Below are 12,154 nucleotides of genomic sequence, written 5' to 3' on the forward strand. Positions count from 1 at the left end.
CCGCGACAATCAGGACGACCGATAAACCTTGCCAGCGACAATCAGAATGGCCACAAACTGTCGCGCCGCGACAATCAACTTCTCATCCTGATCGTCGCGCTCTTCTCACCCAGATCGTCGCGCTACAAGTGGGCGAGATGGGTTGTCACCGTCGACTTGCCGACACCGCCCTTGAAGTTCTGCACGGCAATGATGGCGGGCGTATCGAGCGGCGAGCGGGCAGGGGAGGCACCGAGTACGGTCCGCATGTTGAGGAGGTCCTCGACGCTATAGCCGGGGCGGCGGCCATTGTCCGTCGCAGGCGGCGGCGGAAGCCGTCCGTCATCCTCAGCCATGCGGATGCGGTTGGTCGAGCAGCCAAGCAATGCAGCAGCTTCGGCGATGCCGAAGCGCATGGTAAGCTCCTTGCGCGACTCTGGCAGGAACGCCTGGCGGCGAAGCCGCTCGATCATGCGTTCGCCGGACTGCGCCAATTCGGCGATACGTTCGACTTCTGAATTCATGATGACCCCGGGCAGCAGGCTTGAATGCTTTTGAGGGTCTACAGCGAGAAAGTGCTTCAGTCCAGTTCCACGTTGCGTGAAAAGGAGCAAGGGGAGATGGGGCGGGTGGGGTGATGACCCTCATACGCAATCCTCCGACTCCAGAACTGCGCGAACTGGTTCGCAGGCTTGAAGGCACCTGGCATGCCGAAACAGCCATGTGCCGCTGCCCCGCCCATGCCGACAGAACGCCCTCCCTATCGATCCGCCAGGGAGACCGAAGTATCCTCGTCACCTGCCATGCCGGATGTGACAGCCGTGATGTTCTGCGCGCGCTCGCCAGGATCGCCGAAATCCCGCGCTCAAGCAGCGAGCACGTCCATCGCCCGAGACTTCGCGTCAGCACGGCTCATCTCAGGATCTGGCGCGAGGGGCAGGCCATCGAGAGCACTCTAGCCGAGCGCTATGTGCGCGACGTCCGGCGCATCCGCGGCGAACTTGAGGACCTGCGCTACCATCCGCGCTGTCCGAGGGGACAGGGCCAGTCAGCCCTGTTCGAGCCGGCGCTCATCGTTGGCATGCGCAAGGCAGGTGAAGTCGCTGCGATCCAGCGGATTTTCCTCGACCCTCTGACTGCGCGGTACACCGAGAAGCGTGTGCTGGGACATGCGCTCGGCGCGGCCTGGACGAACGGGGCTCCACGCCGTGTCATTGGCCTCTGCGAAGGTTTCGAGACCGCTGCCGCCTATACCTCGCTCACCGGCATCAAAGCCTGGGCAACCATGGGCGCGAGACGGTTTCACCAGGCAGAGATACCAGTTGGCGTCGAAACCCTGATCCTGCTGCCCGACAATGATCCGGAAGGTCAGCGCGCGAGACATCGTGCTGCCGAAGTCTATGCAAGGCCGGGCCTCACCATCGAAACCGAGAGGCCGCCCCGAGGCCTAAACGACTGGGCAGACGTCCTGAAGCGGTGAGGGGAGGGGGACTTGGGCAGGCGCGCCGCTGATCGGCGCAAGCTCAGGAGATCTCCGCATGACCACAACAATTGCGCGCGCGAGCGCCATTCTCGGCGCTGCTCGAACACTTGCCGCCAAGCTGCTCCTCGCTGTTCCGATCGACCGCACCGCTCTGAGCCAGGCCATGACCGATAGTGCAGGCGGCAACGACGCGGAAGGCGCGTGGCAGCAGCGCGACAGTTTCGAAGCGCTGGAAGTTGCGCTCTCCCTGGCCATTCCCGATCTGGTAGGCCGCATGGACGTCGGCGCGGCGATCGCCACACTGGAGGCGCTGGCGCGTGAACTGCCAACCCACACGGTGCGCAGCGAGGACCAGATCCAGTTCCAGCAGTTCTCGACGCCGCCGGCGCTGGCCCGTCTTGCAGTTCATCTGGCGCGGATCTCCAGCGATGACATTTTGCTCGAACCGAGCGCAGGCACCGGGATCATCGCTTCGCTTGCCAAGGGCGCGGCCAGGGACATGATCCTCAACGAACTCGAGCCAACCCGGGCCGACCTGCTTGCGGGCGTGTTTCCGGGCACGAAGGTCTACCGCCACGACGGTGCGAAACTCAGCGCGCTGCTCTCCGGAACTGAACGACCAAGCGTCGTTCTGATGAACTCGCCGTTCTCGGTGTCGCAATCACGTGGGCAAGATCAGAATACCGCCGCCAGGCACCTGCGCGCCGCACTCGATCATCTGCTGCCGGGTGGCCGGATCGTCGCGATCATGCCGGACTGGTTCTCACCTTCTGCCAAGTACGAAGAAACCTTCCGGCGCACCCTTGAAGGCGCGCGGGTCGTCCTGTCGCTCCGTCTGGACAAGGGCGGCTATGCCAAGCACGGCACCGGTATCGCCGTTCGCGTGCTGGTGATCGACAAGGTGCCAGGCGAGATCGGCGTATCCACGATCAATCGCGGTTCGGTCGGCGAACTCTTTGCCGCGCTGCCAACCGAGCCACTCCGGGCGACGTTGCGCGACCCGACGCAGGCGACAGCGCCCCGACCAAAGCTCAGCCTGTTCCGCTCGGTGAAGACCGGTCCAGCACGGCCCGTGATCGTGCGAGCTCCCCAGACCAACGACGTCCGCCCCGTCGCCTACGAAGTGCTTGCCGAACCTGCTGCGATGGGCGAGCAGCGCGGGGTCTATGCCGATTACCGGCCTTCACGCGTGGTGATCGCGGAAGCTGGCGAACATCCGACCCACCTCGTCGAATCCGCCGCCATGGCCTCGATCGCCGCGCCGAAGCCAAGCTACGTGCCCTCTCTGCCCGAACGCACCGTGACGGCAAGGCTGCTTTCGGCCGCCCAGCTCGAAACCGTGATTTATGCGGGCGAGGCCTGGAGCCGCGACTTGCATGGCCGCTTCAGCCACCCTGCCGGCGAAGTTGCGCTCAAGGAGGACCCCGAGGGTCAGCTCTACCGCACTGGGTTCTTCCTCGGCGATGGCACCGGGGCTGGGAAGGGGAGGCAGGCAGCGGCCTGCATTCTCGACCAGTGGCTGAAGGGCAATCGCCGACACATCTGGATCTCGAAGAATGCGCCGCTGCTCGAAGACGCGCAGCGCGACTGGACAGCGATCGGCGGATTGCCGTCGGACATTCTCGATCTTGCCCGATGGAAGATCGGCGAGGAGATTACCGCGCCCGAGGGCATCCTGTTCGTTCCCTACGGCACACTCAGAAGCTCGCGTGTCGAAGATACCAGGCTCGACCAGATCGTCCGCTGGGCTGGCGAAGACTTCGAAGGCGTGATCGTCTTCGACGAGGCTCACGAAATGGGCGGCGTTGCCGGCGGGGAAGGGGCCTTGGGGCAGAAGCAGGGCTCGCTTCAGGGCATCGCCGGGGTCCTGCTCCAGAATACGCTGCCGCGCGCCCGGGTGCTCTACGCTTCGGCCACCGGCGCATCGGACGTCAACAACCTTGCCTATGCGGTCCGGCTTGGCCTGTGGGGGCCGGGCACGGCGTTCGCAACCCGCGAGCAGTTCATCAGCGAGATCCGCGACGGCGGCATCGCGGCGATGGAGCTCGTCGCCCGCGATCTCAAGGCCTCCGGGCTCTACCTCGCCCGCGCGCTGAGCTTCGCCGGGATCGAGTACGACATCCTGCGCCACGACCTGACCGCAGAGCAGATCGCGGTCTACGATACGTATTGCCAGGCCTGGACGATCATTCACCAGAACCTTGAGGCCGCGCTCGAACTCACCGGCATCATCGATGGGCTTGAGAACAAGACCCTCAACAGCGGCGCCAAGGCGGCGGCCCGCAGCCGGTTCGAGGGGACCAAGCAGCGCTTCTTCGGACAGGTCCTGCTCTCGCTGAAGCTGCCCTCGATCTATCCTGCGATCGACGAGCACCTGGGCGAGGGGGACAGCGTGGTCGTCCAACTGGTGAGCACGGCGGAATCCATCCTCAACCGGCGGCTCGATGAACTGGAACCGGCTGAGCGTGAGGCGCTCGACATAGCCTATGACTGCAAGGAATATGTCGTCGACTATCTGACCCGGGCCTTCCCGACCCGGCAAATGGAGGAATACAAGGACGAACTTGGCGACGTGCGCTCGCGTCCGATGTGGGACGAGGTCGGCAACCCGGTCCACAACCCGCAGGCCGAGGCCGCTCGCGCGGACCTGATCGAGCATATCTGCGCCATGCCGCCGATCCCGACCGCGCTCGATGCGCTGCTCGAACATTACGGGGCGTCTGCGGTGGCCGAAGTGACAGGGCGCAGCAAACGCCTCGTCCGCGACGGATCGGGCCAGCAGCGGCTCGAAAGCCGTTCGCCTCGGACCAACCTTGCCGAAACCACCGCGTTCATGACGGGGGCCAAGCGCATCCTGGTGTTCTCCGATGCGGGCGGTACGGGGCGAAGCTATCACGCCAGCCTCGATGCCAAGAACCAGCAGCGCCGGGTCCATTTCCTGCTCGAGCCTGGATGGCGCGCGGATCGGGCGATCCAGGGGCTGGGACGCACCCACCGTACGCACCAGGCCTGCCCGCCGCTGTTCCGCCCTGTCACCACCGACTGCAAGGGCGAGGCCCGGTTCACCAGCACCATCGCCCGGCGTCTCGACGCATTGGGCGCGCTGACCCGCGGCCAGCGTCAGACCGGCGGGCAGGGGATGTTCGATGCTTCCGACAACCTCGAGAGCATCTACGCCAAGCACGCGCTCCACGACTGGTACGGCCTGCTGGCGACGGCCAAGCTCAAAAGCACGACCTTGTCCGAGTTCCAGCGGATGAGCGGGCTCGACCTCACCGACCAGGACGGCGTGCTGCGCGAGGACCTGCCGCCGATCCAGCGTTGGCTCAACCGCATCCTCGCTATGAAGATCGCGGTGCAGAACGCCATTTTCGATGAGTTCCTTACCCTTGTTGAAACCCGCGTTTCGGCGGCCAAGGAGGCCGGGACATTCGACATCGGCGTCGAGACGGTGGCGGTCGAAGCCTGCGAGGTGCTGTCCGACACGGTTATTCGGACCGATCCAGTGACCGGTGCGACCTCCCACTTGCTCGAACTGTCGCTGACCCAGCGGCGCAAGGTGCTCGCGCTCGAACGCGTGCTGAAGATGGCATCCTATGAGGAGACGCCGCTGTTCCTGCGCAATGAAAAGTCGGGCAAGGTCGCTCTGGGCATCGCGGCGCCCTCGCACATGGACGAGGAAGGCCACCTGATCCGCCGCTACGAACTCGTGCGGCCATTGCGCAACGAGTACTTGCGAGCCGACCGTCTCGACGAGTCCGCCTGGGGGCCGGTCACCAAGTCCACGTTCAGCGCGCTGTGGGAGGAGGAATACGCCGCCGACGAGAGCCAGCTCGTCACCGAGACCCTCTATCTCGCGACGGGGCTACTCCTGCCGATTTGGGGCGCGCTTCCCAAGGAGGACCTCACGGTCAACCGCATCGTCGACAAATCCGGCGCCTCCTGGCTCGGCCGGCATGTCCACGACCTCTACGTCGACGCGACCCTCGAGAAGCTCGGGGTTGCCCGCAAGGCGCAGACCGATCCGACCAAGATTGCCGCCGCCATCCTTGGCGGGGGCACGTGGAAGGCGCCGCATCCGCTCAATTTCACGATCCGCACGTCGCGGGTGAACGGTTCCCGAAGGATCGAGATCGTCGATGCCGAAGCCGCGCGCATTCCCGAGCTCAAGGCCAAGGGCTGCTTCACCGAGATCATCGCCTACAAGACACGGGTGTTTGTGCCCCTCGACCGGGCCGAGGCGATCATCTCAGGCATTGCCGGGCGGGCCTGACCCCCGCGCTCATTTAACATTGCTGCTGTTAGATGGGCGCGGCGATGTTAGGCGGGCTCAATCCGTGTCGATGAGCGGATGGTTGGTTCTACCTCGGTCACGCCAGTGCTGCGAAGAATTGCCCCATTAGGTCCGCTACCTGCCGTTGACGGAGGATGCGCAGATCCCGGATCTCCTCGTTGTCGTCGACATCTGCGTCGTTGTCTTCGAAACGCGCCACAGCGACCGCCCCATCCCGACGGTATGACTGATCGGGATCCTCGTGGACGAAACGAGTCTTCAGCTTTGCGAGCGCCTCCTGCACGGCCTCCGCGTGCGATCCCGCCAATGCATCCTCGAAGGCCGAGATCACCGAGACCAGTCCGCCGGGATAGTGTTCGAGGCAATAGACGAGATCGTGTGCGTCCTTGCGCGCGTTGCGGTGATCGAAGGCGAAGGCTTTGAGGCAGGTGAAGCTGACGATGTTTGCGTACCGAACCACTTCGGTGGCCAGCCCTCCGCCGTTCAGGAGTTCCGCGGTTAGCTCGGTCGTGTCGTGCAGGTCGAACACCATCGACGCGTGCGGGATATTGAGCGCGGAGACGTTACCTTCAGTTGGGAGCACCTTGACCTTTCCTCCCCCGAGTTCGGGATGCTCGGCGAGGAATTCGAGGACCATTGTAGCGCCCGTCTCAAGACGCGCTTCCCAACGCCAGGAAACCTTCACACCACTCTCATTGGTCCCGCGCTCGAAGCCCATCGCACGGAGGTTCTCTTCCAGCGTGCTGTAGGCTTCAGTGTCAGTGAGGATTGCCACATCGACGACGACATCCACATCGCCAGTTCCGGCGTGTTGGGGTACTTCCGGCGGCCGTGCGGCAACGAGGTAGCGCGGCGTTAGGCCCCCCACGAGGAATACGGTGTCCTTCCAGGGACCGAAGCCGCGAAGGAGGGTCACGAGCACACGCTCGGCGGCTTCGGTGACTGCGCCATTATATGCGTCAAAGGTCTTGGGTTTGGTCATCATCCTGGCAGTCGTTCGGCGCGGAGGTGGTCCGCCAGTTCCCTGGCGCGACCGGACCCCTGCATAAGATCGAGATAGACCTGAACCGGCGGCGCATAAGCAACGCCGTCGATCCGTTCTCCCACAGCAATGTCGCGCTTGCCGGTGTCTTCGATTACCCCGAGGTTCCATCCCTCCGACACGGGCCGGGCATCAAGACGCGCGAGAGCTTCTCGGTGAAGTCGCCCACCCTGGATCCGGCACCTAACCTGCGAGATCGCTGAAAGATACGGCGCATACGCTTGTGCGGCGGCCTCCGCCGTCACCGCATATTGTGCGCCAACGTCGCGACATGCTTCGTCGAGCCGGCGCGCAATCTGGCCAGCATCCCCGCCCGGCACATAATAGCGTTCGATCCGCGGCGGCTTTTGATCGGCGATCAAGCGAACCCATTCATCGAGAACGGGGCCTCGTTCGCGAAGGCGGCGCATCTTCGCCGGCCCCGCCCCTTCAACCTCGAGCCAATCGCGCCGCTCCATTTCGGTCAGGGTCTCCGATGCGGTCGCTGGCGACACCCCTGTCTCTTCCGCTAGTTCCTTCACACTCACCCATCTGGGCGCAGTCCCGATAACCGCCTGAGCGACGCGAGCTCGTTGGCCCTGAAAGATCGAACCGAAGGCGCGTCCGACCTTCTTGAGCAGTGGCCGTTCGATCAGCACATAGGCACACGACGATGGGACGAAGAGCGAGCCACCGAGGTCGTAGTAGCCGACTTGTTCTTGCTGCAGGATTTCGCGCGCACCCTTCGAGATCGCGCCTGCAATCAGCATGGGAACCTTTTCACCGGCGTCATCCATCTGGTTGAGATAATCGCGAAGCCGCCAAACCTGCTGACGAACATCGCGGGGAAAGAGCTCGCGCTTGGCCTCAACGACCAGTTTGAACCGGTGGCGATTGAGGTCTACATCAAGTACACCATCCGGGGCATATCGGCTGCCGACACGCGGTTCGGAGGAGCGCTGATACACGACAGCGCCTGGCAGTGCCGACAGGGCATGGCTTAGCTCATCGAGCAGCTCATCCTCTTCAATCTCAAAATTTCTCATATTTGGCCACCAGTGAATAAGGCCCGTGTAGCGAATATTTGCCGCATATGCAATATTTGCTGGGCAGCAAATTTCGAAACTGGCCATTCGACCGATCCCATGAGGCATAAATCCGACATTTATGCCTCATGCAGCTGATCGGACCGCCATGAGACGCGCGGTTGTGCCCAGGAATTCGGGCAATCCTGAAACCGTGAGGGGAGGGGGGCTGGAAGGGGTGAGCCGAAGGGCTCGGCCAAATCCGGCCTTCAGGAGCACTCCCATGAACGACATCGAGTTGATCCCGCTCGGCAAGCTACGCCTGTCCGAAGCCAACGTCCGCAAAAACGACAGCAACCTCTTCATCGAGGAACTCGCCGCCAATATCGAGGCCAAAGGCCTTCTTCAGAACCTGATCGTCGTGCCCGCCAAAAAGCGCGGCATGTTCGACGTGACCGCGGGCGGACGCCGCCTGCGCGCGCTGAACTTTCTCCTCGGCGCGGGCAAGCTCTCCAGGGACCACCCCGTCGCCTGCCGGGTGCTCGATATCGACGCCGCCGAGCAGTCCGAACTCTCGCTGATCGAGAACGTCATCCGGCTCGACATGACGCCGACTGATGAGATCCGGGCATACAAGCACTTCGTGAACGAAGGCAGCGACCTCGACGCCATCGCCAAGCGGTTCGGCCGGACGCGGCGGTTCATCGAAGGCCGCCTGCGTCTTGCGGACCTTGCCGATCCCATTTTTGCCGCGCTGGAAGAGGGCAAGATCACGCTCGATGTCGCGAAGGCCTATGCGACCACGCCCAACCACGAACGCCAGATGCTGGTCTGGCACGAACTCTCCAGCAGCTGGCAGGGCAACAATGCCGATTCCATCCGCCGCATGGTGACCCACAGTGCGGTGCGCTCGTCCTCCCCGATGGCCAAGCTTGCCGGCGAAGCCGACTATCTGGCGGCTGGCGGCAAGATCGAGCGCGATCTTTTCACCGAAGACGGCGGCGAGACGTGGATCGATGCCGAGATCGCGCAGCGTATTGCCGGGGAGAAGCTGCAGGCCTTTGCAACCACTGTGGCCGAGACTACCGGCTACGCCTGGGTACGACCGATCCTCGAGACCCGCGTCACCTATGGCGCGACCGAGGACCTTCACCAGGTTCACCTTGAGCCTGCTGCGCTTACCGAAGACGAACAGGCAGAGGCGGCCAAGCTGCTTGAGACCATCGAAGCTCTTGAAGCCGAAAGCGAAGCGCTCGATGGCGAAGACGAGCAGGCCGCTGCCGAGTTTCAGGCGCGCTGGGATGCCGCAACCAGCGCCTACGATGCTCTCCACGACAAGCCGCCGGTAATCCCCGAGGACCTCAAGGCCAACCTCGGCTGCTTCGTCATTCTCGGCGCTGATGGTCAGCCTGCCATCGCGCCGGGCCTTTACAGCGACAAGCCGCTCGAACGCCGCAAGGCACGCGGGGCCGAGGCTGGTGAAAGCGCAGGTGGAGCAGGTGAGGGCGGCAACGCGGCTCCGCCGGCCAAGCCCTTGTCGCAGAAGCTGGTCGAGGAGCTCGCGGTCCAGCGGCGCGACATCCTCGCGATCAACCTCGCGTCCAACCCGGCCATCGCGCTCGACTACATGATCTTCGCCATCGCCGATTCCCGGGCGCTCTACAGCGCGCAGGCACTCGGCACCACGCTTCGCGCGCCGTCGCCCTCGCTCTACCTCGCGAATTACCCTGAAAGCCCGGCGCACACGCTGATGGCCGACATGCGCGAAACGCTCGACCTGTCATGGACCGAGCACCGCCAGACGGTGGACCGGTTCTCCGCGTTCAGCGCACTTGCCGACGAGGCCAAGGCCAGCTGGCTTGCCTGGTGCATGGCAAAGACGCTCGAAGCCAGCATGGGGATCGACAGGAAGGCCGGGCAGTCCGGTCCCGAGCCGATCGATCTACACGATCACCTCGCAGCGCTCATGGGCATCAATGTCGCGAGCCACTGGCGCCCGACAGCCGCCAATTACTTCGACCGCGTCAGCAAGCAGACCCTGCTCGATCATGTCAGCGAAGTCGGCGGACCGACCATGGCGGCCAGCTTCATGGGCTCGAAGAAAGGCGACCTCTCGGCTTCCTGCGAAAAGCTGTTCGCGGGCGAGACCATCGTCGCCCCCGAGGTCAAGGAAGCTGCGCTCGCGTGGGTGCCCGAGGCCATGCGCTTCCGGGTGCTCGCAGCGAACGAGCCCGATGAGGGAGCGCCGGTTGAGCACGAACCGGACAGCGATGCGGGCGACCTCGAACCTGCCGATGAGCAGGACGTCGAAGCCAGCGAGACCGTCGACGCCTGACCAGCCTTGCCGGCACGCTGCCCGCGCATCCGTTGCGCCCTGCGGCAGCGTGCCGGCCCATCCAGGAACCACCTCATGACCATGATCACCAAGCTGCGCGCCCGGGTCTCCCCCGAGGCGATCTCGAAGGTCACGCGGATCTTCAACGGGACCCTCGATGACATCTTCAACGAACTCTTCCAGAATGCCCGCCGCGCGGGCGCGGACCGCATCTCCGTCACCGCCGATCACACGGCGGACGCCAGCCTCATCACGGTGAGCGATGACGGCGCGGGGATCGCCGACCCGGTTGACTTGCTCTCACTTGGACAGTCCGACTGGTCCGAGGAGTGTCGAGCCCGGGAAGACCCGGCGGGCATGGGCTTCTTCAGCCTTGCTGGCCTTGACACCGTGGTCAGTTCGCGGAGCGCGGACAGCGCGTTCTCGCTGGCGATCACGGGCGATGCCTGGACGGGCGAGGCCGACATCGATGTGCTGCCCTTCGACGGGCCGCGCGGCACGACAATCGCCTTCCGGTTCGATCCGCAGCCTGACGGCAAGCTCGAACGCTGCGTCGAGGCAGCCGCCCGGTTTTTGCCGCTTCCCGTAACCTACAATGGCAAGGATCTCGCCCGCGCCGATTTCCTCGCCGACGCGCACAAGGTCATCAAGCGGGAGGGGTTCCGGATCGGCGTGTTCCGCGACCGGCACTCGCCGCACGTGGCGACGCTCAACTTCCACGGCGTGACCCTCAAACACGCCTTCCCGGTCGTGAAAGAAGTCCATCACACCCAGTGGTCCGTGCAGGTCGACGTCATCGACGCGCCGGATCTTGTCCTGGTCCTGCCCGCACGCAAGGAAATCTACTGCAACGCCGCGCTCGACCGGCTCGTGGCACTCTGCCGCGAGGCGATCTTCTCGGTCATCCGCGAGGAACCGTTCCACCGCCTGAGCTTCGAGAACTGGCTCGAGGCGAGCCTGTATCACGACAATTTCCCGCAGGCGGCGCGGCAGTTGCCGCTGTGGTACCCGACGCTCGCCCGCGACAGCTACCGCGAGGTGCCGCGGTTTGCCGACCTCGAGCCGGGCGCGGCGATCTACGATGATACCGACTCCTTCGATGCCGTCACCTTCGGCCGCGCCTTGCGGCGCTCGAGCGGCGGCGAGATGCACCGTCTGGGCGGCCCTGAGCCGCGTGCCTTCTACGAGCCGATCACCAATTTCATCGGCTATCCCTGGTACGATGCCCTTCCGGCCTTCGTGCGCACCGGTGAGCGCTACACCTTTGATGGCGGCATCCCCGCCGACGAAGCCGATGCTGTCACTCTGCGCCCCGACGCAATCACGATCGAACTCAACGACCAGCACGACCGGCGGCTCGATCTTGAGACCGATTTCGCGATTCTAGACGACCCTGACTCCTGGGGCGATCCCGACTGCGCGCGCATTGCGCTGACCCGGACCACCGCGCTTGGGCCCGATGATCTCACCGATCTCATCATCGATGCGGTGTTCAGCCCTTCCGACGATTCCGATGCCGACAGCTACGACACCCAGGAGACCCGCTTCCGCCACGACGCGGCGGTGCGGGCCCATGCCATCCTCGAAGGTGAGGATGCGGCAATTCTTGCCGGCATCCGCATGGCCTTCGCCGACCGCGTCGCCTGGCGCATCCCGCACGGGCGCACGCTGCGTCTCTCCTGGTCGTGCGCCGCCTCCGACCTCACCCTCGATCCTGCTCAGGAGGGCCCGGCCCAATGACTCGTCACCCAAAGCCCGACGTCGCACAGGTTATCACCGACCTGATCCTCGAGAAGATCGCCGCCGGCACCGCCCCGTGGCTCAAACCCTGGACCTCGACCAGCACGCGGCCGCTCCGCTACAACGGGGTTCCCTATTCCGGGATCAATAGTGCGCTGTAACGGCGCGAGTAAGGAGGTGCTATGACAACATAGCCAGGTCAGCTGGTACGACCTGTGCCCACCGGACTAACCTCGACCAGTAATGGTTGCGACCTCGAAAGGGGCGGGGGACAACA

At 64.3% G+C, this 12,154-nt stretch carries 7 protein-coding genes and 1 pseudogene; 5 read left to right on the forward strand and 3 right to left on the reverse strand.

All coding sequences use genetic code 11. The features are described 5' to 3' along the window. Positions 1–128: 128 nt before the first annotated feature. Positions 129–503: pseudogene (locus H7F49_RS17930) on the reverse strand (MerR family transcriptional regulator); the annotation flags it as partial. A gap of 113 nt (positions 504–616) precedes the next feature. Between H7F49_RS17930 and H7F49_RS17935 the strand changes: the two are divergent. Together H7F49_RS17935 and H7F49_RS17940 are read left to right on the forward strand one after the other, a co-directional pair. After that, complete coding sequence (locus H7F49_RS17935; protein WP_185684938.1) at positions 617–1,459, forward strand: DUF7146 domain-containing protein; 843 nt, start codon at positions 617–619, stop codon at positions 1,457–1,459. Between the two features lie 58 nt (positions 1,460–1,517). Next, a complete protein-coding gene (locus H7F49_RS17940) occupies positions 1,518–5,735 on the forward strand; it encodes a strawberry notch family protein (protein ID WP_185684939.1) in 4,218 nt (1,405 codons plus the stop codon). A 97-nt stretch (positions 5,736–5,832) separates the two neighbouring features. Here H7F49_RS17940 and H7F49_RS17945 read toward each other — a convergent pair whose 3' ends face one another. After that, positions 5,833–6,738 (reverse strand): antitoxin, encoded by a 906-nt coding sequence (locus tag H7F49_RS17945; protein ID WP_185684940.1) that lies wholly within the window; start codon positions 6,736–6,738, stop codon positions 5,833–5,835. Next, positions 6,738–7,910: a MarR family transcriptional regulator gene (locus tag H7F49_RS17950; RefSeq protein ID WP_235982314.1), complete on the reverse strand. Its 1,173-nt coding sequence runs from the start codon at positions 7,908–7,910 to the stop codon at positions 6,738–6,740. The genes H7F49_RS17945 and H7F49_RS17950 overlap by 1 nt, the downstream gene beginning before the upstream one ends. A gap of 175 nt (positions 7,911–8,085) precedes the next feature. Here H7F49_RS17950 and H7F49_RS17955 point away from each other — a divergent pair, with 175 nt between their 5' ends. The 3 genes from H7F49_RS17955 to H7F49_RS17965 all read left to right on the forward strand — a co-directional run bounded on the left by H7F49_RS17955 (position 8,086) and on the right by H7F49_RS17965 (position 12,038). After that, a complete protein-coding gene (locus H7F49_RS17955; protein ID WP_185684941.1) occupies positions 8,086–10,137 on the forward strand; it encodes a ParB/RepB/Spo0J family partition protein in 2,052 nt (683 codons plus the stop codon). Between the two features lie 75 nt (positions 10,138–10,212). After that, positions 10,213–11,877: an ATP-binding protein gene (locus H7F49_RS17960; protein WP_185684942.1), complete on the forward strand. Its 1,665-nt coding sequence runs from the start codon at positions 10,213–10,215 to the stop codon at positions 11,875–11,877. After that, positions 11,874–12,038, forward strand: coding sequence for an ArdC-like ssDNA-binding domain-containing protein (locus H7F49_RS17965; RefSeq protein ID WP_185684943.1), 165 nt, complete (start codon positions 11,874–11,876; stop codon positions 12,036–12,038). The genes H7F49_RS17960 and H7F49_RS17965 overlap by 4 nt, the downstream gene beginning before the upstream one ends. Positions 12,039–12,154: the final 116 nt, after the last annotated feature.

Source organism: Novosphingobium aerophilum (genome assembly GCF_014230305.1).
Lineage (GTDB): Bacteria > Pseudomonadota > Alphaproteobacteria > Sphingomonadales > Sphingomonadaceae > Novosphingobium > Novosphingobium aerophilum.